Source organism: Bacillus sp. FJAT-27001, assembly GCF_019039175.1.
Lineage (GTDB): Bacteria > Bacillota > Bacilli > Bacillales > Bacillaceae > Bacillus > Bacillus velezensis.
This window is the reverse complement of sequence record NZ_JAHOAA010000002.1, coordinates 181,659-206,514: the sequence shown is the minus strand read 5'-3', so window position 1 is coordinate 206,514 and position 24,856 is coordinate 181,659. Positions and strand designations below refer to the sequence as shown.

Here is a 24,856-nt window from a genome sequence, read left to right as displayed (position 1 = left end):
TGTGCGGAATCGTTTTTCTTTACAATTAAATGAAAACGCTTTTCTTATCAGGGAGGTTGGGAGAACATGATTTCACGAGAGGCAAAAGAAGCGTTCATCCGGACGGTCGGGAAGGAGAATTATGATGATTCGGCGGCGGGCCGTCTTGTGTATTCTTATGATGCGGCTCCTCAGCTGCAAGCCATGCCGGATGCGGTAATCGCCCCCCGCAGTGCGAATGACGTGTCCCGTATATTAACGATTTGCAGCAGGCATGACATTCCGATCGTGCCGAGGGGTTCAGGCACAAACTTGTGCGGCGGCACATGTCCGTCTGAAGGCGGGCTTGTGCTTTTATTCAAACATATGAACCGCATTCTTGAAATCGATGAAGAAAATTTGACGGCAACCGTCCAGCCGGGCGTGATTACGCAAGATATGATCCGTGCGGTTGAACAAAAAGGTTTATTTTATCCGCCTGATCCGAGCAGCATGAAAATATCGACAATCGGCGGGAATATTAATGAAAATTCCGGCGGGCTGCGCGGTTTGAAGTACGGCGTCACCCGGGATTATGTCCTCGGCCTTGAAGCCGTATTGGCTTCAGGCGATATCATCCGCACAGGAGGAAAGCTGACAAAGGATGTCGCCGGTTATGATCTGACCCGGCTTTTCGTCGGATCAGAAGGGACGCTCGGCGTTGTGACGGAAGCGACTTTAAAGCTGGTTCCGAAGCCGGAAACGAAAAAAACGCTGCTTGCACTCTATGAACATATTGAAGCGGCTGCGGAATCGGTTTCTGCCATCATCGCTGAAAAAATCATTCCGGCGACACTCGAATTTCTGGATCAGCCGACACTGCAGGTCATTGAAGATTACGCCAAGATCGGGCTTCCGACCGACGCAAAAGCGGTGCTGCTGATCGAACAGGACGGTGACATCGACACGGTCAGACGAGATATGGAAAAAATCGAAGCGATTTGTAAAAACGGAGCCGCCGTATCCGTCCAAACGGCTGAAACCGAGGAAGAGGCATTCGCGCTTACAGAGGCCAGACGGTCCGCATTATCAGCCCTTGCCCGGCTGAAACCGACAACGATTCTGGAAGATGCGACCGTGCCGAGATCACAAATTGCCAGCATGGTCAAAGCCATTAACGAGATTGCAGAAACATACGGCCTGTCCATCTGCACATTCGGCCATGCCGGAGACGGCAACCTGCATCCGACGTGCACCACCGATATCCGAAATACAGAGGAGATGGAACGTGTCGAAAAAGCTTTTGCCGCCATTTTTGAAAAAGCGATTGAGCTGGGCGGGACGATAACGGGTGAACACGGGGTCGGCATCGTAAAAGCGCCGTATTTAGAAATGAAGCTGAAAACAGAAGGCATCACCGCCATGAAAGCGATCAAACAAGCGCTTGATCCCCAAAATCTGCTGAATCCGGGAAAAATATTCGCCAATTCATCAAGGAAACGCGTGGTGGTGATGAAATGACAACGGCTAAAGAGCAGCAACAAATTCAAACAGAATTCAAAAACCGCATGGATGAAGGTGAATTGCTGAACTGTATGCGCTGCGGCTTCTGCCTTCCTTCCTGTCCGACCTATATTGAATCGGGATTTCAAGAATCCCATTCGCCGCGCGGCCGGATCGCCCTGATGAAAGCCGTCACTGACGGACTGATCGAGCCGGATGAAGATGTCGAGCGCTCACTTTCGCTGTGTCTCGGATGCCGGGCATGCGAGCCCGTTTGTCCGGCAGGGGTCAATTACGGACAGCTGCTTGAAGAAGCGAGGGATATCATTCATCAAAATAAAAAACATAAGCCGGGCGTGCGCCTCTTGCGGAAAGCCGCCTTCACCGGGCTTTTCCCTCATCAAAACCGCATGCAGACAGCCGTGAATCTTCTCGGAATATACCAAAGATCGGGACTGCAGACCGCCGTCAGAAAAACCGGTATGCTGCGCGTTTTGCCTGAACATCTGCGCACAATGGAACAAGTGCTCCCGCCCGCCCCGAAACGGAAAGACATGAAGGAAAGGCCGCGTTTTCTTCCTGCCGCGGGTCCCGTCCAAAAACGGGCCGCTTTTTTCTCGGGCTGCTTAATGGATACGATGTTTTTAGCGACAAATCATGCGACAACGGCGCTTTTACAGGCGGCCGGGTGTGAAATCGCGGTTCCGGACGGCCAGGCGTGCTGCGGCGCGCTTCACGGGCACAGCGGAGAAAAAGAGATGGGAAAAGAACTGGCCAAGCGGAATATCGCGGCTTTTGAGGCGCTTGACGCTGATTATATCATTACAAACGCCGGCGGATGCGGCGCCTTTCTTCAGGAATATCCGCATTTACTGAAAGATGAACCTGGATGGGCGGAACGTGCCGGACAATTCGTCCGGAAGCTCAAAGACTTTTCATCCGTACTGGTTGATCTGAAGTTCCATCAAAAAAACCTGCGGGCGCAGTCTCCTCATATCGTCACATATCAGGACTCCTGCCATCTCCGCAATGTGATGCATACGTCAGAGGAACCGCGCACGCTTTTGAAAAGCATTAAAGGGGCTGAGTACAGAGAAATGGAAAAGGCCGACAGCTGCTGCGGGTCGGCGGGAATTTATAATATAACAGAGTCGGAGATGTCTATGAAAATATTAGACAGTAAGATGAAAGCCGCCGGAAAAACGGAGGCGGCCGTCATCGTGACAGCCAATCCCGGATGCCTTCTGCAAATGCAGCTCGGCATTTTACGCGAAGGATTAACAGGCCGTGTCCGCGCGGTTCATTTGGCGGATTACCTTTTGGAAGCGGCGGATTTGTCATAAGATGAAAGCAGAGAGACCGATCGGCTCTCTGCTTTTTTTATGATGCTGCAATGTTCGGACGGCCGCGGATTTATCCGGGTATTGAAGCTTCCAGTCTGGCACTCGGATCACGCCATACATTCGCCCATTTTTTCACAGCCGCAATGATAATCACAAGCCCGAGAATGAGCATGATAATGGATAAAACGCCATTCAGCACGTTGTATCCCGCCGCTTCGGGGTTCAAATACACATACCGCACCATCCAATAACCCGCATAGTTGACGGTCACGTACAAATAAGCGAGAGGAATCAGGCATGTCAGCATATAGCGCCGCTTATCCGCTATTTTTAATACGACGGTCGCACCGATAATTAAGCCGACAGACGCCATAAGCTGATTGGATACGCCGAACAGCGCCCAAATGGAGCTGATGTCGCCCGAATACAGAAGATAGCCCCACAGCAGGCAGGCGAGCGCGCTTGAGAAAATCGAGCCCGGCAGCCAGTCTGTTTTTTTCAGCGGCTTATAGACCTCTCCGAAAAACTCTTGAATCAAGTACCGGGCGACACGGGTTCCCGCATCAATCGCCGTTAAAATAAACACCGCTTCAAACATAATGACGAATTGAAAAAAGTATGAAGCCAAATGACTGAAAAACGGAATCTCCGTAAAGATATACGTCATTCCGACGGCAAGCGTAACAGCGCCGCCCGTTCTTCCTTCCAGACTGAGCCCGATTTCTTTACTCAATTCAGGCAGATGGACGACATTCATCCCGAGGGTGCGGAATATTTCAGGCGTGCTGTTAATAGCAAAATAGTCGGCGGGCTCAAGAGCGGCAGCTGCAATGAGCGCCATAATTCCGACGAGACATTCCACAAGCATCGCTCCGAAAGCAACCGGCTTTATATCACTCCATTTATCCAGCATTTTCGGCGTTGTGCCGGAACCGACAAATGCATGAAAGCCCGAAATGGCGCCGCAGGCAATCGTTATTGAAATAAACGGCCAGACAGGACCCGCGATCACCGGCCCTCCGCCGTGAATAAACTCCGTTACGGCCGGAAATTTAATGGCGGGATTGACGAAAAAGACGCCTGCGATCAAAGCGGCAAAAACCCCGATTTTCATAAAACTGCTTAAATAGTCACGCGGAGCCAGCAAAAGCCAAACCGGAAGCGCCGCGGCGAAAAACGCATAGACAGGAAGCGCCACTGCAAGCGTTTTCGCATCCAGTGTCAGCATGTCCCCGAGAGCCGTTGTCTGCAGCCACGGCCCGATGACAACACCGGCCATTAACAAAAGAAACCCGACAGTTGATGCGAGTTTGAGATTGCCCGTTTTTTTATAGTAGAGGCCGACCCCCATCGCGATCGGAATCGTAATCCCCACCGCAAACGTTCCCCACGGGTTTTTCTCAAGCGCGTGCAGCACAACCATGGACAGACCCGCCATCGTGATCGTAATGATAAACAGCATGGAAAGACCCGTGCAAAAGCCCGCCACCGGGCCAAGCTCTTCTTTGGCGACTTCAGAAAGCGTTTTCCCGTTTTTCCGCATTGATGCAAACAATACGACAATATCGTGCACGGCTCCTCCGATCACCGCCCCGATTAACAGCCATAAAAGCCCGGGCAGATAGCCGAACTGAGCTGCCAGAATCGGTCCGACAAGCGGGCCGGCAGCGGCGATTGCCGCGAAGTGGTGGCCGAATGACACCCACTTATTCGTCGGCACATAATCTTTCCCATCCTCAAGCACATGGGCCGGAGTCGGTGTCTGATCATTGATTTTTAATACTTTGACCATCATAAAGGTACCGTAAAGCCGATAGGCGATCGCCAGAATACATATAGACGCTATGACGATTGTAATCGCATTCATTTAATCCCAGCCCCTTTTCTCTTTTTCTAAATATTATCACAATTATCAGATAACAGTAGATGATTTTTGCGTAAAAAAAAGCCGGCGACTAAGCCCGGCTTTTCGGAACGCTATTTTCCTGATAAACGGATGACATTCCAGGACAGCGGCTTAAAATGAGCCGTTATTCCTTCGGCGTTTGCGGAAGACGTCCCGTTGGAGTGAGGCGTGACTTCATTTCTGTTTTTTTGATTGGTCGCTTTCATATCGTGATGCTCCAGCACGATATGCTCAATGATGCGGTAATCTTCAAACCCTCTCAGTTTGATCTCCGTTTCCATCAGTTCCTTGCTTTTGTTGACGGCAAAAATGGTCAGTGCTTCATCCTCTTCATGGTAAACGGCCGCGGCATCAACATACGGCACATCCGTAAAGTCCGCCGAGTCGTATTTCGGGGAGGTAATCAGCAGCTTCATCGAAGTCCCTCTCCCGTAGACAGAGGCGTGCATGTAAGGGTAAAAGATCGGCTGCCTCCATGCTTCTCCGCCCTTTTCAGTCATGATAGGCGCAATCACGTTGACAAGCTGGGCGAGACAGGCGATCTTTAGTCTGTCCGCATGCTGCAGCATGGTGATCAGCAGTGAACCGATCAACAGCGCATCTTCAAAATTGTAGATGTCTTCAAGAATCGGCCGGGCCGTAATCCATGGCTCCACTTTTTTATCCGCTTCATTTGAGTGATACCACACATTCCATTCATCTAAAGAAAGGTGAATCGTTTTTTTGCTGCGTTTTTTCGCTTTCATATAATCACATACGGCTGTGACGGATTTAATAAAATGGTCTAAATCCATCGACTTCGCCAAATAGTTCTCAAGATCATTTTCATGGTTGCCGTAATACGTATGCAGTGAGATGTAATCCACATGCTCGTACGTATGCTCAAGCACCTCGGCCTCCCACTCAATGAAGGACGGCATGCCGCTGTTTGAGCTTCCGCAAGCCACCAATTCGATCGTCGGGTCCGTCCATTTCATCACCTTTGCCGTTTCAGCGGCGAGCCGTCCGTATTCATGCGCCGTTTTATGACCGATCTGCCAAGGGCCGTCCATCTCATTTCCTAAGCACCATGTTTTGATGCCGTAAGGTTTTTCATATCCGTGCGATTTTCGTAAGTCGCTCCAGTATGACCCTTCAGGATGGTTGCAGTATTCGACGAGGTTCCGGGCGGCATCGATCCCTCTCGTCCCGAGATTGACCGCCATATTCACTTCGGCGTTCACTTTTTTCGCCCACGTTAAAAATTCATTCGTCCCTACTTCGTTCGTTTCTGTCGTCTGCCATGCCAAATCTAGCCTCCGCGGGCGGTCCTTCACCGGCCCGACGCCGTCTTCCCAATTGTAGCCCGAGAGAAAATTCCCTCCCGGATAGCGGATGAACGGCACTTGCAATTCCTTGATTAACTCCTGCACGTCTGTTCTGAAGCCGTCCTTGTCGGCTTTCGGGTGTCCGGGCTCATAAATGCCTTCATACACCGCCCGGCCCATATGTTCTATAAATGATCCGTACATCCGTTTGTCCACTTCACCGATGATATATTCTTTATCTGCTGTAATCCCCGCTTTTTTCATTATATTTCCTCCCTCTCTCTATCCCTTCACTCCGCCTACTGTGAGGCCGGAAATGAAGTATTTTTGGAAAAACAAGAATATGATGATCACCGGCAGTATCGCAAAAACGGACCCGGAAATCAGCATGTCATAGTTGTTGCCGTACGGACTCAGCAGCCCTGAAAGTCCGATTGGAAGCGTAAACATTTCTTTCGACCGAAGCACGATCAGCGGCCATAAAAAGTTATTCCAGCTGTTTAAAGATTGAAGAATGATCATTGCCCCGAATGCCGGTTTCATGAGCGGCGCCATAATTCTGAAAAAAATGCCGAATTCGGTGCAGCCGTCCATTCTCGCTGAATCAAGCAGATCCTTCGGAAGTCCGAGCGCATATTGCCGGAAAAAGAACACGGCGACAGGTGACACAATAAACGGCAGAATCACTCCCGTATAAGAATCGATCAAATGAAGACCCACCGTCAATTTGAACAACGGGAGCATCATCACTTCAAGAGGCACCATCATAATGATCAGCACAAGAACGAAAATAATATTTCTGCCTTTAAATTCGTAGACACCGAGTCCGTAGCCGATCAAAGAGGAAAAAAACAGCGTGAGAACCGTGGTGAGAACGCCGAGCAGCAGGCTGTTAAAAAACCATTTGAAATAAATGCTCCCCCCGTTGAACAAATAGGTGTAGTTATCAAGGCTCATCACATCCGGATCAAGGCGCAGATTCAGCCCGATACGCATCAGCTCAGATGACGGCTTTAAAGAACCGAGCAATAGACAGATCATCGGAAAGATATACAACAGGCTCAGCATGATAAAAAACAAGGTAAACGCGACTCTGTACACGGAAAACATGTGATTGTTACGCACCGCTTATCCCTCCCCTTTAAACGAACCGGACAGTTTCAGTGAAACAAGACTGACTAGTAAGATGACAAGCAAAAGGACAATTCCGATTGCGGCCCCGTACCCCATTTCGTTGTATGCAAGCCCCTGCTGATATAAATAACCGACAAGCGTGAGGCCGATATTGCCCGGGGAATTATTCTGCCAAAGCACATAGCTTTCCTCAAACATTCTGAAACCGCCGATAATACTGATCGTTAACACATAAACGGACACCGGCTTTAAAAATGGAAGGGTAATATGCCGGAACTTTTTCCACGTGCTCGCCCCGTCAATTTCAGCCGCTTCATACAATTCTTTCGGCACGTTTTGCAATCCCGCCAGAAAGTAAAGAATGTTAATCCCCATCCACCTCCATGACGCAAGCAGCACCATTAAAAACATGCCGGTACCTTTGTTGTTGAGCCAGTTTTGGGGTGATGCGCCAAGCTTCATCATCAGCTCGTTTGCAAGCGACGTATTCATTTCTCCGAACATCAGACGGAAAATAATCCCCGCTACGATCGTCGATGTTAAAGCCGGTACAAACAGAGCCGATTTAAACACATTTCTGAACCTGACGAGCTTCGAATTCAGAATCACCGCCAAAAGAAGCGGCACCGGAATCAGCACGATCAGCGTCCAGAAGGTATATTCCAATGTGTTAAATAATGCCGTATAAAAGGTTGGATTAAGAAGAGCGGTATAATTGGAAAACCCGACAAATGTAATTTCTCCCGGCAGTATCCGTTGAAAGCTCATGATAAACACGCTGATAATCGGATACAAAAAGAAAACGAGAAACGAAATGATAAATGGCGCCGTAAAAAGATAAGGCGCCGCTTTTTTTGAATACAGCACATTGCGCCGGCGCGGCTTCTTCCGGACTGCAGAAACGGTTTGCGCTGTCTCTGTCTTTACAGGTCTCATAAAAGCTCCCCCGCTTTCACTGTTAAATAGGACGGCTTCTCCTATTTCTCTAATTGCTCTGCCGCCTCGTCCAAGGCTTCCTTAGGTGTTTTTTCCTGCGTCTTCAGCGCATCGAACAGCACTTGTCTGACAACGAGATCAGCCGCTTTAGAGAAGTCTTCATACAGATAAATCGGATTGATCTCATCTTTTATTTCAAGGAGCGAGGAAAAAATTGACGTACCGTTCCGGAAGAAATCCGTGTACTTGTTTTTCTCCTTCAATTCTTTTGAATCCCACACGTCCCAGCGGAGCGGGTCAAAGCCGAGCACCGTCCAAAGCTTTATATTCCCTTCCTTCGAACCTTTCGCAAAACCGAGAAATTCTTTCGCGAGCTTCAGATGTTCAGCCTGCTTCGGCACGACGGTGGCTGTTCCGCCTAAACCCGCTGATCTGTCACCGCCTTCTTTCCAGGCCGGCATAGGGTAAATCGCCATTTTTCCTTTTAAATCAGGCATATAATCGATAAACCGTCCCATGTACCAAATGGGCATCAGCACTGAGGCTGCCCCGCCCTGATTCATAAAACCGTAGTATTCTTCGCTGTGATGGCCGCCGCCGGGAGCCGGCAGAAGGGTTTTATCATTTACCATGTCCTTTACATAATTCAGTGTGTCTGTATTCGTCTTGCTGTTCAGAATCAATTTTCCGTTTTTGCTGTAGTAGCCTGACCCTTGCTGCGAAATCATGGATAGAAATGTGGCGGAGTCGTTTGTTTCAACCGTTCCCATCGGTTTCCCAGCGGCTTCACGCACTTTTTTCCCTGCCCGCCGGTAATCTTCCCATGTTTTAATGGAGGCGGGATCAACGCCCGCTTTTTTCATGATATCCATGTTGTAAAACATGACGGTCGTCCCCACATGTGTATCAAGGCCGTACAATTTTCCGTTTTTGCTGTATAAGGCCAGACGCGCTTCCACAAACTTATCGCGGTCTTGTTCAATCAGCGGCGTCAGATCGGCAAGCGGGATATCCTTCCCCTTCAGAAAGTTCGAGAACCGGCTTAATTCCACGTCGGCTATATCGGGAAGCCCCTCACCCGCGATCAGCGAAACCGATAAATTATCATGCATTTGTCCATAAGGATAAACAACGGTATTCAGCTTGATTTTGCGATCCGGATATTTCTGATTCCATTCTTTGACCATTTCCTGATAAAACTGTTCGTGCAGACCGTTAAACGTCCAAAACGTCAGCTCTGTTTCTCCCGGCCGGCCGGCAGTCCGTTTTTGTGAACAGCCGGCGGTAAACAAGAAGAGCATCATCAGCACCAAACATACAGCGGTCGTTTTTTTCATGTCATTACCCCTTCCACTTTAGGCTGTGCGGCTATTGATGCAAATGATGTGCAAAGAGCGCTGCATTTTCATTTATGATGGTTAAACCGGTATAACGGTCTCTCAGTGTGTGCGCATGCTTAAGCGCATCGCTGACAAGGTCCTGTTTTACACCGATCTCATCGAAACAGGCGGGACCTCCCGCAGATGCGAGCCACCCGGCAATTGTCTTGCCGTCGGGAAGCCCTTCATATGCAGATTGAATCGCCTCGCGAAAGTGCGGCGGCAGTTCAGCAAGCTTTTCGTGACAAGCCAGTTCTTTGTAAATATCACTCAGCACCGCGCACGCACAGCCGACCTTCGCACCATGGAGAATCGGAGGCTGTTTTGCCTTCAGCATTTCCATCTCAATCCAATGCGAGATGTGATGTTCTCCTCCTGAGGCGGGGCGGGAGTGGTCAAGCGCAAGCATGACAAGACCCGAAACGATCAGCGCTTCCATCAGCATCTGAATGCCGGCCTCCGTTCCCATGGCAATGGCAGCGCGGTGATCAATGCACTGCCAAAGCGCGTCTTTCACAAGCTTCGCCCCGGCTTCTGAGTACGGCTCACCCGCAAGCCTGCGGGAAATCTCCCAATCTGCCAGCGATGTTATTTTTCCGAGCATGTCTCCGAAGCCCGCGGCTGTCATTGAACGGGGCGCTTCTTTTAATACATTCGTATCCGCAAATAAGGCGATCGGCGCTTTCGTTTGAATCGTCGTTTTGATTCCGTTTAATATGAGCGGCGCTCCCGCCGACGTAAAACCGTCGACTGACGGAGCGGTGGGGAATGAGATAAACGGCAATCCGCGCTGGCAGGCGGCAAACCGCGTAATGTCGTGAATCGTTCCTGAACCGGCCGCAATGATGACATCCGTCTCTTCCGCGAGATTGATCAGCGTATAGACCAATGTCCTCTCATCAGCCGCGGCGGCCCCGGCTTCATGCTCCGGAATAATGACTTTTGACGCTTTGATCCCGCCTGCCCTCAATTCGTCCGCAAGCAGACGCCCCGCCGCCTCGTACGTGTTCCGGTCACAGACGATGACCGGATGATTCCAGCATTTTTTTTGCAGAAATCTGAGAAGCTCTTCTTTTGCATTCGCCCCGATCACGATATCTTCTATTTGAATCGGTGAGCGGCTGGCCCCTTCCTTGTCAAACTCGGATTGAATGTCCTCAGGAGAACGTTTCATAAAAGGATTCCCTCCTTCGCTAATTCTGTCAGGTCTTTAATAGAATCAAGGACGATGTCAGGTTCATATAGACGGGGCTCCCCAAGTTTGGCCGACCCCGTCAGAACCAATACGCTTTTCATCCCGTACAGGCTGCCCATTGCGATATCTGATTCGAGGCTGTCTCCGATAATGGCGCATTCCTCAGGGGGAAGTCCGAGCGCTTCACATGCCGCCTCAGCCATCAGCCAAGACGGTTTGCCGATGACAAGCTCCGTTTTTGCTCCGGCGGATGCTTCAATGGCCCCGATCATTCCCGCGACGTCCATGGCATGGCCGCCTTCATTCGGAAAGGAGCGGTCCCGGTTCGTGGCGATGATGCGCGCGCCGGAGGAAGCCGCCTTAAAAGCGAGATTCAGATCCTCATAGGTGACGGTTTCATGCAGGGAGATGACAAGCCAGTCTGCCGCCTGCGGGTTTTGCGCCAGGGCGACACCCGCTAAAGCGAGTTCATCAGTCAGCCCTTTTTCTCCTAACACCCACGCCTTTGACAAAGGATAATGCTTCTTTAAAAATGATGCCGTCACACTGGAGGACAGCACGATGCTCCGTTCATCCGTGCGGATACCGGCACCCAGCAGTTTCTTTCGGCACATTGCTCTTGATAGATTGCCGCGGTTGCTTAAAAAGACAACGGCTTTGCCCAGTGACTGAAGGGTATGAACGGCTTCTTTTGCGCCGTCAATCAGCTCCCGCCCCCTGAATACGGTTCCGTCTAAATCAATCAGAAACCCGGCTGCGTCAAGTTTGGCCATAATAAGCATTCGCCCCGTGTTTTCTGTAAAAATGCTTATCATGCAGCACTCTGTCGATCGGACTGAGCTGTTTGTTCAGCATAAGCGAATGGTAGGCCATTTCCGCTACCGTTTCGAGCACAACGGCGTTATGCAGGGCATTCAGCGCGTCCGTTCCCCAGCAGAACGGGCCGTGGCTGTGGACGAGGACACCCGGATTTTGTTCATACGGTTCGTTTTGAAAAGTTTCGGCTATGACTTTGCCTGTATGATATTCGTATTCTTTCACAATTTCTTCTTCATACATTTCCCTCGTGCAAGGTATAGCGCTTTCAAAGTAATCCGCGTGAGTCGTTCCGAGAGCGGGTATGTCTCTTCCGGACTGCGCCCAGCTCGTCGCCCAGCGGGAGTGCGTATGAACGATTCCGCCGATAGCCGGAAACGCTTTATACAGATAAAGATGGGTCGGCGTGTCAGAAGACGGTTTCAGCGAGCCTTCGAGAATGTCTCCGTCCTCATTCAGGACGACCAGTTTGTCAGCGGTCAGCTCACTGTAATCGACACCGCTCGGTTTAATGACGATTCTCCCGCTCTCTCTGTCAATGCCGCTGACATTCCCCCATGTAAACGTGACAAGGTTATGTTCCTCAAGCTTCAGATTGGCGGCGAGCACTTCTTCTTTTAACGCTTCAAGCATGGCGGCTCCCCCCTTTCGCAAAATCACGGTTTTTAATGGCTTTCAGGCGTTTCATGACATTGTTTTCTTTGCCGAAGTAGTGAACGAGCTCTTTATATTCCGCATATAAGCTGTCATAAATCTCAGCTCTTTTTCGATCCGGGACATAAGAGCCGTCTTTTAATTTCCCCATATGCGCACATGCTTCAGCAATATTGGAGTATCCCCCGTTTTCCCGTCCCGCGGCGAGCGCTCCGAAAATCGCGGAGCCCAGTGCCGGCGCCTGCGGAGACCCGGATAATTGAATGTCCATATTTGTGACGTCTGCATAAATCTGCATGACAAACGGATTTTTTTCGGCGATTCCTCCGGCTGCGTAAAGCTCCTCGACCGGAACGCCGTTTTCCCGAAACGTTTCGATAATCATCCTCGTTCCGAACGCCGTCGCTTCAATCAATGCCCTGTAGATTTCTTCCGGCTTCGTGTGCAGCGTCATGCCGAGCATCATGCCCGTCAAATCGGCGTCCACCAAGGTTGACCGGTTTCCGTTCCACCAGTCAAGCGCGAGAAGGCCGCTTTCCCCCGGAACAAGTTCAGCTGCTTTTTTGCTGAGCAGCTCGTGAATGTCTATGTGTTTATCCTCAGCTTCCTTCTCATAGTCTCTCGGAACGCACGTTTTGACGAACCATTCAAAGTGGTCGCCGACACAGGACTGTCCCGCTTCATATCCCGCATATCCGGGCAAGATGCCGTTATTGACGACCCCGCACATACCGGGGACGATATGTTCTTCCTCGCCGAGCAGCACATGGCAGGTAGACGTTCCCATAATCATCAGCATTTTCCCCGGCTCTGTAATACCGACCGCGGGCACTGACACGTGGGCGTCGACATTGGCGACGGCAACGGCCGTCCCCGGCAGAAGCCCGGTCAGCTCCGCCATTTTTTCGGTCAAACCTCCTGCCTTTTCCCCGACTGAATAAATGGTGCCGCTTAATTTATCTTTTGTAATCGTTTTCATTAACGGGTTGAGCTTTTCAAAAAAATGATCCGGCGGATACCCCGTCTCCTCATTCCAGATTGCTTTGTAGCCGGCCGTGCAGTTGCTTCGCTTCAATGAACCGCACAATTGATAGACGATCCAGTCTGCCGCTTCCACAATCCGATCTGCCGCCTTGTATATATGCGGCGCTTCTTCCGCGATTTGCATGATTTTCGGGATCATCCATTCAGAAGAAATTTTACCGCCGTATCTTTTAAGGAATGTTTCTTTTGTGTCTTCGGCAATCGTGTTCAAACGGTCTGCATGTTTTTGAGCCGCATGATGCTTCCACAGCTTCACATAACTGTGGGGCTCCCGTTCAAATTCCGGCAGCATACAAAGCGGCTGCCCCGCACCGTCTATCGGCAAAATCGTGCAGGCGGTAAAATCAATTCCTATGCCGATCACGTCTTTTGGATCAGCGCCCGCCTCTTGAAGCAGGTTCGGAATCGCCGTTTCCAGAACTTCGATATAATCGGCAGGATGCTGAAGCGCCCAGTCCCGAGGGAGTTTTTCACCCGTCTTCGGCAGCGTGCGGTCGATGACGGCATGAGTATATTCTTTTACCGCAGACGCGATTTCTTCGCCCGTGCGGACATTGACAAGCACCGCCCGGCCGGACAATGTGCCGAAATCAACACCAATCGTATACGCCATATCAATTCCCTCCCAGCCGGTATAATACGTCATTCCATTTCAGCTCTTTTTTCAGCTCATGTATTTCGGTATTGCGGGAAATAAAGATGCTTTCAATGCCTGCCATCTCAGCCCAGTCAAGCATCTGTTCAGCCGTAAGCCGGAAGGACATACAAGTATGGTGGGCGCCTCCCGCCAAAATCCATGCTTCTGCAGCTGTTTTCAGCGATGGCTCCGGCTTCCACAGCACCCGCGCCACAGGGAGATTCGGCATATCATGATCAATTTCCCTGCCTTCCGCTTCATTCAGAATGAGACGGAATCGCCCGCCGATATCAATGATGCTGGCGATGATGGCTGAACCGCCGATTCCGTTAAAGACCAACCGGGCCGGATCTTCCTTCCCTCCGATTGAGAGAGGATGGACTTCGATTTTCGGCTGATCAAGGGCGATCGTCGGACATACTTCAAGCATATGTGATCCGAGAATCATCGCACGCCCCGGTTCAAAATGGTACGTATAATCTTCCATGAAGGAGGTTTGTTCTCCGTCCGCCATTATTTTCATCATTCGCACAAGGGCAGCCGTTTTCCAATCGCCTTCGCCGGCAAATCCGTAACCTTTCTCCATGAGACGCTGAACGGCAAGACCCGGAAGCTGCTTCATTCCGTGCAAAACTTCAAAGGAGGTCGAAAACGCTGTATATCCGCCCCGTTCGAGAAAGGCCGTTAATCCGAGTTCAATTTTCGCCTGTTCTTTAATGGAAGCAACTTTTGCTTCATCCCGTTTTGTTTCGCCGCTGATGACATACAATTTGTCGTATTCCTCATAAAGCGCCTCAATTTCTGCGTCGGTGACGTTGTTCATCACCTCGGTAAGATCGCCGATTCCGTACCCGTCAACCTGCCAGCCGAATTGGATGTGGGCGCCGACTTTGTCTCCGTCAGTGACCGCCACATTCCGCATATTGTCGCCGAACCGGGCTACTTTAATATTCCTGCTTTCATTCCAGGCGGCAGCCGTGTTCATCCATTGCGAAATGTCATGTTTGACTTCCTCATCATCCCAATAGCCTACGATGACTTTTCTCGTCTGCCCCATTCTTGACTGGATATATCCGTATTCCCGGTCTCCGTGAGCGGATTGGTTGCTGTTCATAAAGTCCATATCAATCGTTTCCCACGGGATGTCGCGATGATACTGGGTATGAAGATGAAGCATCGGCTTTTGAAAAGCGGAAAGACCTTCAATCCACATTTTCGCAGGGGAAAATGTATGCATCCATGTCACGACCCCGGCACAGTTTTCTTGATACTGCGCTTCCCGCAAAACCTCTCTGATCGTTTCAGATGACGTGACAACCGGTTTATGCCTGATCTTGTATCTTGATGACACCCCGCTGAGGCCGTCACATATTCCCTTTGCGTGTTTATTGACAAGCTGCAGCGTTTCCTCTCCGTATAAGTGCTGGCTTCCCGTTACAAACCAAAATTCATATTCTTTGTTCTGAAGCACATTCATTTCCCCTTCCTATCAAAATAAAGCGCTTGCATTTTTAAAAATATACGTATGAATATAAACCACAAAACTCTTATCCTTTTATTTGTACGAACAATTTTATTATAGTTAAGGAGGAATCAAACTGTCAATCTTTTATTGCAAGTAAAAAAGCCGGACACACATGCCCGGCTGATCAATTAATAGGAAGGCCAGCCTGAACTCCAATCGATATCATTGATGAGCATCTTCGGAATTCCGCTGTTTTCGGCATCATACGCATGACGCACTAAAATATTCCCGTTCACAATGTCTTGACCGCCCGGGCCTTTCCAGCGGTCATTGCCGGAGTCAAGAATCGTCCCTCCGCCTTCTGACATGCTTTTCCCGGTTTTATCGAGATATGGTCCGGTGATGCTTTTGGATCTTCCATAAGCGATTTTGTACGTACTATTCACGCCTGAACAGCATTTATCAAACGACACCATTAAGTAATAGTAGCCGTTCTGGTAGGTGATGGCCGGCGCTTCCAAAGCTCCGCCGTTATTCGGTCTGGCAGCGATGGAATAAAGTGATCCCGTCGGTTTCATTGTATTTTTATCAAGCTTTGTCAGCTTAATGCCGCTCCAAAAAGAACCGAAGGCAAGCCAAGGGTTTCCGTCTTTATCAATTGTCAGCTCCGGATCAATTGCATTGTAGTTATCGGCGCTTGTTGAACGGATGACGAGCCCTTCGTCCTTCCAGTTTCCCGAACTGAGGCTTGTAGATGATGCAAGACCGATCGCGGAGGTATTTTTGCCGAATGAAGAAACGGCATAATACAGCCAATACTTTCCGTTAAAATATTGAACATCGGGGGCCCATTGATTCAGCCCGTAATTCGGCACATAATTGCCCCACCATGACAGCGGGGAAGTAAAGATTGATTTCTGAACGGTCCATACGCCGCCGCTGCCCGCCTTTAAGACGCGAAGCCCCCTCTCCCCTTCCAAACCGGTTCCGAAAGCGTACCACGTGTTTCCTTCCTTCGCCATTGTCGGATCGTGAAGCAATTCATTTGATGCCCCCCAAAACGCGGCAGATGCCGGAGATGAAGACATCAGCAGCAGACCGGCTGTAACGGCTGCGCATGAAAAGCGGATCATGCGTCTGAATCTGTTTTTCATTTGTAAACCCTCCCCCTTTTTTTAAAGCGCTTTCAAAAACATGTTGTCAGATTTTTCTATGTCTTCTCTTATTGTAGACGCATGGCTTATATTTGTACAGACAAAAAAAAGAATCTGCTTAAAAAAAGCAGATTCTTCCGTATCTTTATTGATAAGTAATACGGTCAACCGTTTCCCGGTCTAATTTTTTAATCACTTCTGTGATCAATTTTACCGTATTCTCATAATCATCCCGATGCAAAATAGCGGCATGAGTGTGAATGTAGCGCGTCGCGATCGTAATGGACAGCGCTGGCACTCCGTTTGCGGTTAAATGAATGGAACCTGAATCCGTGCCCCCTCCGGCAATGGAATCGAATTGATACGGAATTCCCGCTTCTTCCGCCGTGTTCACGACAAGGTCGCGCAGCCCTTTGTGAGATACCATTGACGCGTCATACAGAATAATTTGCGGCCCTTCGCCGATTTTGCTTTGCGCCTCTTTTTCAGAAATTCCCGGTGTATCTCCGGCAATTCCGACATCCACACCGAACGCGATATCAGGCTGAATCGTATGTGCCGCTGTTTTCGCCCCGCGAAGCCCGACTTCTTCCTGAACCGTTCCGACCCCGTATACTTCATTCGGGTGATCACTGTTTTTCAGATTTTTTAATACATCGATGGCAATCGCGCAGCCGATACGGTTGTCCCATGCTTTCGCCAATAAATGTTTTTCATTGTTCATCACTGTAAATTCAAAATACGGCACAATCTGGTCACCCGGAAGAACGCCCCATTCCATTGCTTCTTCACGGCTGGACGCCCCGATATCGATGAACATCTCTTTAATATCGGCGGCTTTTTTTCTGGCGTCAGGAGGCAGAATGTGAGGCGGTTTCGAACCGATGATCCCCGTGATGTCCCCTTTTTTTGTCACGACGGTGACGCGCTGGGCCAGCATGACCTGAGACCACCAGCCGCCGACGGTTTGAAAGCGGAGAAAGCCTTTATCAGTGATTTGCGTCACCATAAAACCGACTTCGTCTAAATGCCCTGAGATCATGATTTTCGGACCGTTTTCTTTGCCGGTTTTTTTGGCGATTAAGCTTCCCAGCCGGTCTGTTGTGACATCATCGGCAAATGGTTCTATGTATGATTTCATCACTTGTCTTACTTCTCTCTCATTTCCCGGTATCCCTTTTGCATCCGTTAACGCTTTCAGCATGGTGAGCGTTTCATCTAATTTTGTCATCAATAAACCTCCTTTTTTTCACTACCCTTCTTATTATACAAAACCAATGCTGAAGCATACGATTAATTCGCCTGAAAAACGGGTAAATGTTTTTATCTATTTCTTTTAAAAAAATGAAACCTTTTGTTTTGTTTTTCGTATTACATCAGATCATGACAAAGGTGAGGAGGTGCCTTCACACATATGGCCATTACAGTATTGAGGATTGTCTTGCTTGCACTTCTTATTTATTTTATTTACATGGGCGTCAAATTCTACGCAAACCCGAAAAGAAGGCTCAGACTGGCGCAATCAAAAGAGAATTTTTATTTTATTGACGAACAGAAAAACACGCGAAAAAATCTCCAGCTTACTTATAAAGGAGTGCTCTTTGAAGGAGAAAAGCATATCCCTTCCAAAGATCATCCGCTGTTTATTCATACGATATTTGTATGGACCGAAAATCCGGAAAAGCTGAACCGCTTTTCTGCAGGTGATTTTGAAGAAGTCGAAAAAAAGGTATTGGAGCGGTATCCGAATTGCAAGATTGATTGGGACCAGCCCATCAAAAAAGCGAAAAAAGCAGGCGAGCGATAAGCTCTCCTGCTTTTTATGTTTTATACACCAAATACATCAGCACAAGGGCGGCTTCAGTGAGAAAAAGCAGCGGCACCCCGTATAAAAAGGATTTGTGTTTCGTTTTATGCCTGAAGGTGCGCATGCCGATCCATACGCCGAGTGAGCCGAACATGGCGGCTGTGAGCCATATTCGTTTCTCTGATATTCTCCACCTGTGCGCCTTTGCTCTTCTTTTATCAGCGCCCATGATCCAAAAGCCGTATCCGTTTATCAACACGGCGTAAATGAGGAGAGCCATGATTGTCACCCTTTACGTAAAAAAACCGCTCCCGGAAAGAGAGCGGCTTTTTCAACTTACTTGTCTAACTGAGCTTTAGCAGCATCGGCAAGCTGATTGAAAGCAGTAAGATCGTTTACAGCAAGATCAGCAAGCATTTTGCGGTTTACTTCGATGCCTGAAAGCTTAAGACCGTGCATTAAACGGCTGTAAGAAAGACCGTTCATACGTGCAGCAGCGTTGATACGAGTGATCCAAAGCTTACGGAAATCACGTTTTTTCTGACGGCGGTCACGGAATGCATAGTTTCCTGATTTCATGACCTGCTGGTTTGCTACTTTGTATAATGTATGTTTTGAACCGAAATAACCTTTTGCTAATTTAAGAACCTTTTTACGACGCTTACGTGTAACAGTTCCGCCTTTTACTCTTGGCATTAGATTTCCCTCCTAATTGTTCCTTGTCCGATTACTTGATGTTGGCAAGCTGTTGTTTAATGCGTTTGAAGTCTCCTGCGCTCACAATAGCACCCTTGCGAAGCTTACGCTTTTGCTTTTGGGATTTGTTGGCGAATAAGTGACTTGTGTATGCATGAGAACGTTTTAACTTCCCAGAACCTGTCTTTTTAAAACGTTTAGCAGATCCGCGGTGAGTTTTCATTTTTGGCATGGGATTTCCTCCTTATTGCTTTTCGTTTTTCGGCGCGAGCATTAAGAACATGCTGCGGCCGTCCATTTTTGGTTTTGTTTCGACTGTCGCAACTTCCGCACATGCTTCAGAGAAACGGTCCAATACGCGCTGGCCGATTTCTTTATGAGTGATTGCGCGCCCTTTAAAGCGGATAGAAGCTTTCACTTTATCGCCTTTTTCAAGGAATTTAATCGCATTGCGCAATTTCGTGTTAAAGTCATGCTCATCGATCGTCGGACTTAATCTAACTTCTTTTAAGTTAATGATTTTTTGATTTTTGCGTGCTTCTTTGTCCTTTTTCTGCTGCTCGAATCTGAACTTACCGTAGTCCATGATGCGGCAGACAGGCGGTTTTGCATTTGCTGCAACTAACACAAGGTCAAGATTTGCGCGGCCGGCGATTTCAAGTGCTTCCTGACGGGACTTGATGCCGAGCTGATCGCCATTTTGTCCGATCAGACGAACTTCACGTGCACGGATACCCTCATTAACCAATTGATCTTTGCTAATAATGAGCCACCTCCATAGTTTCTTCGAATTGATTCACAACGCTTGTTGACTGCATTCTGCAGGCAAACAAAAAGTGCGGGCATGACAACACACCCACACTACGAACATCTGCATAAATAAAAATGTACGGTCAACCTGCCAACTACATGAATGTGTCAATCAGGTGAGAAGCGGGTGCCTCTGCTTGTGATTTATATTCAATTCAATAACTATTCTACACAATACCGGATCATTAGTCAAGAATGACTTCTCCGGATCAACTTTTTCATTTTAACACGATGCCGGGGCGAGCGCAAGGAAAAATGTGAAATTTCGTTCTTTGCCGCACGCGGACGTGCCAACACAATAAAAAAACCCGGGTCTATGACCCGGGTTTATCCTCCGATGAGCTGAACGAATACCGGAATGACCAGCACCGTCACCACTCCTACGACGACAACCGCGATACTTGCCATTGCCGCTTCTACTTCCCCCATCTCAATACCGACCGCAACACCGAGTGCGTGTCCGGATGTGCCGAGAGCCAGTCCCTTAGAGATTGGGTGTTTCACTTTAAACAATTTTAAGAATAGAGCGCCCAGAGCATAGACGATAACGGCGTTGAAAATAACGGCGAAAGCGGTGATGTCGGTGATGCCTCCGATTCCTTTTGACAGCGGAAGGGCAATTGCCGTTGTCGCCGCCTGCGGAAGCATGCTTTTCATAACGGCCGCGTCAAGATGAATGCCTTTTGCGATCAAATAGACAATCGTGACTGAGCAGATAGAGCCGACAATGATAGAAGACATGATCTGCCACCAGTATTTTTTCAGTTTGTCACGCTGTTTGTATAAAGGGATCGCAAAAGCGATCGTCGCGGGCTCCAGGAAGAATTTAATAATGTCTCCCCCGCTTTTATAATCTTCATATGAAAAACCGCCGAGCTTCAGAAAAAGGATTCCAAGCACCATCGCGACAAACAGCGGGGTGAAGAGGAAAAAGCCTCTCGTTTTTTTAAATAAATACGTGCCGATGCCAAAGGCCGCAAGTGAAACGACAATACCGAAATATGGACTCATCCGATTTCCCTCCTAATGCTGCACAAGTTCTTTTTCCTGATTGGAACGGCGCACCGTTTGTTTTTCAGGAGCTGCCTTCTGACGTTTTTGGCTGACAGACAAGATCAGCTGAGAAAAAAGGCCCGTCGCCCCTAACAGAATGATGGTAGCGAGTAAGATGACGAGTGCGATCTGCACGCCGTACTGCTGCATGACGCCAAGTGAATTCATCACGGAGATGCCCGACGGGACAAATAAAAATCCGATCAGTGACGTTAATGATGTTCCCAGCGTTTCTACTTGTTCAAGCTTAATCACTTTCAGGCATAAGAGGACAAATAATAACACCAAACCTACTACGGAAGCGGGTATAGGAATGGGGACAATCGCTGCAATCCCATTAGATATGAGCATAATCACGGCAAAAATAAATGCTTGTGTCAGAAATCCGTACACTTTTTTCGCACTCATTTTCTTCACCTCTTTCTCTTTGTTAGGTCCATTATAAAAAAGAAATCGACTTTTAAAGCGCTTTCATAACAAACGGCTGAATATTCATTCTGAAATGCAAAAAACGGCTGCTGAAATGCAAAAGCCGCCTCATATAATATGAAGCAGCTTTTTTAAGTCCTTGGCGTATGTACGGCTGACGGGAATTTTAGAGCCGTCTTTTAAGATAAGATTGTACGTCGAATTAAACCACGGATGAATTTCCGTAATATGCTCCGTATTCACGATGAACGCGCGGTGCACTCTCAAGAAACCCGTATCAGGCAGTTTTTTCTCAATGACCGCCAAAGTTTCATGAACGGAATAAGACGCGGCAAACGTTTTAACGGAAACGTGTCCGTCCTCCATGCCGGCGAAAATAATGTCCTTCGTATCTAAAATGACAATAGATTCACCGGCTGATACAGCCAGTTTATGCGCTCCGGCTGCGGACGGCTGCTCTGAGACGGCTCCTGCCCTGTCCCGCTTCACTCTTTTAAACTTTCTGATCGTCTGGCGCACTCTTTCTTCATCAAAAGGCTTCGTTAAATAATCGAGCGCGTCGACTTCAAAGGCTTTTAAAGCAAATTGGTCATACGCCGTCGCAAAAACGACGGCCGGCGGATTTTTCATGTTTTTCAGCCGTTTGGCAATGTCAAATCCGTTTTCTCCTGACAAATCAACGTCCAAAAACAGCAGATCCGGTTTTTGATCCATCATACTGTCAAAAGCGGATTCAATATTTTCAGCTTCGTTTATGTCACTTACTTCATTCGTCCGTTTCAGCAAATAAGCTAATTCATCTCTTGCCAGCATTTCATCATCAACGATTAACACCTTCAGCATGTTCTTCTCCTTTAGTCATCAGTTTCAAAGGCAGCTCAAAAGATACGTCCGTACCTTTGCCGGCCTCACTTTCCAATCGCAGGGCTGCTTTGGGGCCGAACAGCCCGATCAGCCGCTGATTTAAATTGTAAAGCGCGGTTCCCGTCCCTTCTTTAGACGGGAGCGGACGGTTTCCGAGCACGGACAGCAATTCCGGATCAATTCCCCGCCCGTTATCTCCAACCCGCATTAAAACCGACTGACCGGCGGATACCACGCTGACATTGACGGCACAGCTGTCCTGCTTTCTTGAAAATGCATGGCGGAGCGCATTTTCGACGAGAATCTGCAGCACAAAAGGAGGAATTTCGATGTCCTCCAAACCGCGTTCGATTTCAAGACTGATTTTATATTTCCCGGGAAAACGGGCCTGCTCCAATGATAAATACGCCTGCAGATGGTTCAGTTCTTTAGAAAGCGGGATGAGCAGCTGCCTTGCCCCCTGCAGATTGGAACGGAAATAGACGCTCAGCTGCAGCAGAAGCTTTCGGGTTTTTTCCACATCCGTACGGCAAAGAGCAGAAATCGTATTGATCGCATTAAACAGAAAATGCGGATTGACCTGTGCCTGAAGCGCCTTTATTTCTGCGTCTTTCAGCAATTTGCTCTGCAGTTCCGCCTCGCCGAGTTCAAGCTGGGTGGAAAACAGCATGGCGAGTCCTTCTGCAAGCTCTTCTTCAACCCGGCTTAAACCTGACGGGCTTTTAAAGTACATTTTCAACGTCCCGATCGTTTTGCCGTTTGACGTCAGCGGCAATACGATCGCCGCATGCAGCGGACAGGGATCGTGCGTGCATTCAATTTCTTCCTTCGATGTCGCTTTCATAATATGACCCGTTTTAATGACGCGTTTTGACAATCCGGTGATCAGGCTTTCAGACGGAATATGATGGTCGGCACCCGCGCCGACGTGCGCCAAAATCTTTTCGTTATCCGTAAGCGATACCGCGTCCGTTCCTGTTTGCCTGTGAATGATGGCGGCGACGCTTTTGCATGAGCTTTCATTCAGCCCCTGGCGGAAAAACGGAAGCGTCTGATCGGCAATCATCAGCACCCTGTGGGTTTCAAGGGCTCTCGCCCGTTCTTCCTTCCGGATAATCGACTGAATGATCGAAAGAAAAATAAAAGTCCCTGACCCGTTTACCAATATCATCGGGATGCCGATGATGCTCACAAGCGTCCAAGCATCAGAAAACGGCTTGGCCATCAAGAGGATGAGCAGCATTTGCAGCGATTCCATTCCGAGTCCGACAAGCGCGGCCACCCGCGGTGTCGGCATCGCATAGCGTTTTCTGAAATACCGTCCGATCCAGCCGGACAAAATGCCCGCTAAAACGGATGAGACGGCACAGCTGACTGCGGTCGCGCCGCCGAGTGATAAACGATGCAGGCCGGCCAGTATGCCGACGCCGATCCCCACATACGGGCCGCCTAAGAGTCCGCCGATTTCAACGCCCATAATTCTTGTATTGGCAATTGAACCGGACGGATTAATTTGAAACACCCAGTCATTATTCATGATTGTATTCCGCTGAATTTCTATTCCCGTATAGTTGCTGATGATACTGAACAGCGAGAAAATTGAAATCAGCACCGCTTTGCCTTTATAGCTCTCAGGCTGCTGGAGCGCCTGTCTGAACAATCTGGTATGAGCCAGAACAAATCCCAATATGACGATAATTCCGACTCTTTCCAGCATCATGATGATCAAATGCAGCATACTTTTCACCTGTTCTTTCAAATTTTATTTTATCACGTTTTAGAGCCTGAGACAGAATCTGACACAAACCTGCCTGTTTTTTTCAAATCATCTGAAAACAAATCTTTCACAGTCTATATATCTATTGTAGAATAAACGGGAGCCTTGCGGCAGAGAGTTTCAGAATATAACAAAGAGGAGAAGATCATGAAAGCCGTATTTTTTGATTTGGACGATACACTGTTATGGGATGAAAAAAGCGTCAGAACAACATTCAGGGAAACATGTTTACAAGCGGAAAAAAAATATGGCCTTGACCCGCATACATTTGAAGATGCGGTTCGGAAAGCGGCACGGGAATTGTATATGTCATACGAAACCTATCCTTATACGGTCATGATCGGCATTAATCCGTTTGAAGGATTATGGGCGAATTTTTCCGAGCCGGTCAGCGAAGGATTTAAACAGCTGAATCGGATAGCGCCGGAATACAGACGAAACGCCTGGACGAACGGCTTAAAAAGCGTCGGTATAGAAGATGCGGCTTACGGCGAATATTTGGCGGAGTTTTTCGCGGCGGAACGCAGACAGCGTCCGTACGTGTATGATGAAACGTTTGCGGTGCTTGATAAGCTGAAAGGTGTTTATGAATTGCTTCTGCTGACAAACGGCGATCCCAGCCTGCAGAAAGAAAAACTCGCCGGCGTTCCTGAGCTCGCGCCTTATTTTAATGAAATCGTCATCTCAGGCGCTTTCGGAAAAGGGAAACCCGACGCCTCCATATTCGAACATTGCCTCGGCCTCCTGAACCTGAAAAAAGAAGACGCCATTATGGTCGGAGATAACCTCAATACTGATATATTGGGAGCGAAACGGGCAGGCATTACGACAGTCTGGGTAAACCGGACGCAAAAGAAAAATGATACGGACATTGCGCCTGATTACGTGATCAGCGATCTTCACGAGCTGTTTGCGATTATAGAGAAACAAAAAGAAAGATAATTTTATACGCAAAAAAACCCCATTCTGAATGAACGGGGTTTTTGTAT

At 48.6% G+C, this 24,856-nt stretch carries 24 protein-coding genes and 1 other annotated feature; of the genes, 4 read left to right on the top strand and 20 right to left on the bottom strand.

Annotation, left to right across the window (positions count from 1 at the left end; all coding sequences use genetic code 11):
* Positions 1-66: 66 nt before the first annotated feature.
* Positions 67-1,479, top strand: coding sequence for a glycolate oxidase subunit GlcD (glcD, locus tag BGM27_RS05720; RefSeq protein ID WP_007408109.1), 1,413 nt, complete (start codon positions 67-69; stop codon positions 1,477-1,479).
* Complete coding sequence (locus BGM27_RS05715) at positions 1,476-2,804, top strand: (Fe-S)-binding protein (RefSeq protein WP_007408108.1); 1,329 nt, start codon at positions 1,476-1,478, stop codon at positions 2,802-2,804. The genes glcD and BGM27_RS05715 overlap by 4 nt, the downstream gene beginning before the upstream one ends.
* Positions 2,805-2,874: 70 nt before the next feature.
* On the opposite strand, the gene cstA is transcribed toward BGM27_RS05715, so the two are convergent.
* The 12 genes from cstA to BGM27_RS05655 all read right to left on the bottom strand — a co-directional run bounded on the left by cstA (position 2,875) and on the right by BGM27_RS05655 (position 17,662).
* Positions 2,875-4,671, bottom strand: coding sequence for a carbon starvation protein CstA (gene cstA, locus BGM27_RS05710; protein WP_007408107.1), 1,797 nt, complete (start codon positions 4,669-4,671; stop codon positions 2,875-2,877).
* A gap of 110 nt (positions 4,672-4,781) precedes the next feature.
* Entirely contained in the window at positions 4,782-6,281 is a 1,500-nt protein-coding gene (gene arfA, locus BGM27_RS05705) for an arabinosylfuranosidase ArfA (protein ID WP_007408106.1), read from the bottom strand.
* Between the two features lie 18 nt (positions 6,282-6,299).
* Positions 6,300-7,127 (bottom strand): arabinooligosaccharides ABC transporter permease AraQ, encoded by an 828-nt coding sequence (gene araQ, locus BGM27_RS05700; protein WP_007612991.1) that lies wholly within the window; start codon positions 7,125-7,127, stop codon positions 6,300-6,302.
* 18 nt (positions 7,128-7,145) lie between these two features.
* Positions 7,146-8,087: an arabinooligosaccharides ABC transporter permease AraP gene (araP, locus tag BGM27_RS05695; protein ID WP_007408105.1), complete on the bottom strand. Its 942-nt coding sequence runs from the start codon at positions 8,085-8,087 to the stop codon at positions 7,146-7,148.
* A gap of 41 nt (positions 8,088-8,128) precedes the next feature.
* Positions 8,129-9,424, bottom strand: a complete 1,296-nt coding sequence (gene araN, locus BGM27_RS05690) for an arabinooligosaccharides ABC transporter substrate-binding protein AraN (RefSeq protein WP_007408104.1) — start codon at positions 9,422-9,424, stop codon at positions 8,129-8,131.
* Positions 9,425-9,455: 31 nt separating this feature from the next.
* Positions 9,456-10,640, bottom strand: a complete 1,185-nt coding sequence (locus tag BGM27_RS05685) for a sn-glycerol-1-phosphate dehydrogenase (protein ID WP_007408103.1) — start codon at positions 10,638-10,640, stop codon at positions 9,456-9,458.
* Positions 10,637-11,443 carry a sugar-phosphatase AraL gene (locus BGM27_RS05680; protein WP_376936968.1) on the bottom strand — a complete coding sequence of 269 codons (807 nt, stop codon included), beginning with the start codon at positions 11,441-11,443 and terminating at the stop codon, positions 10,637-10,639. The genes BGM27_RS05685 and BGM27_RS05680 overlap by 4 nt, the downstream gene beginning before the upstream one ends.
* Entirely contained in the window at positions 11,421-12,110 is a 690-nt protein-coding gene (gene araD / locus BGM27_RS05675) for an L-ribulose-5-phosphate 4-epimerase (protein ID WP_007408101.1), read from the bottom strand. The genes BGM27_RS05680 and araD overlap by 23 nt, the downstream gene beginning before the upstream one ends.
* The gene (gene araB, locus BGM27_RS05670; RefSeq protein WP_007408100.1) at positions 12,103-13,788 is read right to left on the bottom strand and encodes a ribulokinase; all 1,686 of its coding nucleotides are present in this window, start codon (positions 13,786-13,788) and stop codon (positions 12,103-12,105) included. The genes araD and araB overlap by 8 nt, the downstream gene beginning before the upstream one ends.
* A 1-nt stretch (position 13,789) precedes the next feature.
* Positions 13,790-15,283 (bottom strand): L-arabinose isomerase, encoded by a 1,494-nt coding sequence (araA, locus tag BGM27_RS05665; RefSeq protein ID WP_007408099.1) that lies wholly within the window; start codon positions 15,281-15,283, stop codon positions 13,790-13,792.
* 182 nt (positions 15,284-15,465) lie between these two features.
* Complete coding sequence (gene abnA / locus BGM27_RS05660; protein WP_007408098.1) at positions 15,466-16,431, bottom strand: arabinan endo-1,5-alpha-L-arabinosidase AbnA; 966 nt, start codon at positions 16,429-16,431, stop codon at positions 15,466-15,468.
* 145 nt (positions 16,432-16,576) lie between these two features.
* Positions 16,577-17,662 (bottom strand): M42 family metallopeptidase, encoded by a 1,086-nt coding sequence (locus BGM27_RS05655; RefSeq protein ID WP_007408096.1) that lies wholly within the window; start codon positions 17,660-17,662, stop codon positions 16,577-16,579.
* Between the two features lie 183 nt (positions 17,663-17,845).
* Here BGM27_RS05655 and BGM27_RS05650 point away from each other — a divergent pair, with 183 nt between their 5' ends.
* Positions 17,846-18,238, top strand: coding sequence for a hypothetical protein (locus BGM27_RS05650; RefSeq protein WP_007408095.1), 393 nt, complete (start codon positions 17,846-17,848; stop codon positions 18,236-18,238).
* A gap of 13 nt (positions 18,239-18,251) precedes the next feature.
* Here BGM27_RS05650 and BGM27_RS05645 read toward each other — a convergent pair whose 3' ends face one another.
* The 8 genes from BGM27_RS05645 to BGM27_RS05610 all read right to left on the bottom strand — a co-directional run bounded on the left by BGM27_RS05645 (position 18,252) and on the right by BGM27_RS05610 (position 23,828).
* Positions 18,252-18,518: a DUF1294 domain-containing protein gene (locus BGM27_RS05645; protein WP_007408094.1), complete on the bottom strand. Its 267-nt coding sequence runs from the start codon at positions 18,516-18,518 to the stop codon at positions 18,252-18,254.
* 56 nt (positions 18,519-18,574) lie between these two features.
* Positions 18,575-18,934 carry a 50S ribosomal protein L20 gene (gene rplT, locus BGM27_RS05640; RefSeq protein WP_003152495.1) on the bottom strand — a complete coding sequence of 120 codons (360 nt, stop codon included), beginning with the start codon at positions 18,932-18,934 and terminating at the stop codon, positions 18,575-18,577.
* Positions 18,935-18,965: 31 nt separating this feature from the next.
* A complete protein-coding gene (gene rpmI, locus BGM27_RS05635) occupies positions 18,966-19,166 on the bottom strand; it encodes a 50S ribosomal protein L35 (protein ID WP_003152493.1) in 201 nt (66 codons plus the stop codon).
* Positions 19,167-19,178: 12 nt separating this feature from the next.
* Positions 19,179-19,700, bottom strand: coding sequence for a translation initiation factor IF-3 (gene infC, locus BGM27_RS05630; protein WP_071543361.1), 522 nt, complete (start codon positions 19,698-19,700; stop codon positions 19,179-19,181).
* A gap of 58 nt (positions 19,701-19,758) precedes the next feature.
* Positions 19,759-19,889: a sequence feature (ribosomal protein L20 leader region), on the bottom strand.
* Between the two features lie 182 nt (positions 19,890-20,071).
* Complete coding sequence (lrgB, locus tag BGM27_RS05625; protein WP_007408093.1) at positions 20,072-20,755, bottom strand: antiholin-like protein LrgB; 684 nt, start codon at positions 20,753-20,755, stop codon at positions 20,072-20,074.
* A 12-nt stretch (positions 20,756-20,767) separates the two neighbouring features.
* On the bottom strand, positions 20,768-21,205 hold the full coding sequence (gene lrgA / locus BGM27_RS05620; RefSeq protein ID WP_007408092.1) for an antiholin-like murein hydrolase modulator LrgA: 438 nt from the start codon (positions 21,203-21,205) through the stop codon (positions 20,768-20,770).
* 129 nt (positions 21,206-21,334) lie between these two features.
* Positions 21,335-22,069 (bottom strand): LytR/AlgR family response regulator transcription factor, encoded by a 735-nt coding sequence (locus BGM27_RS05615; protein ID WP_007408091.1) that lies wholly within the window; start codon positions 22,067-22,069, stop codon positions 21,335-21,337.
* Positions 22,047-23,828, bottom strand: a complete 1,782-nt coding sequence (locus BGM27_RS05610; protein WP_007408090.1) for a sensor histidine kinase — start codon at positions 23,826-23,828, stop codon at positions 22,047-22,049. The genes BGM27_RS05615 and BGM27_RS05610 overlap by 23 nt, the downstream gene beginning before the upstream one ends.
* Positions 23,829-24,014: 186 nt before the next feature.
* Here BGM27_RS05610 and BGM27_RS05605 point away from each other — a divergent pair, with 186 nt between their 5' ends.
* On the top strand, positions 24,015-24,809 hold the full coding sequence (locus BGM27_RS05605) for an HAD family hydrolase (protein WP_007408089.1): 795 nt from the start codon (positions 24,015-24,017) through the stop codon (positions 24,807-24,809).
* The last annotated feature ends 47 nt before the right edge of the window (positions 24,810-24,856 follow it).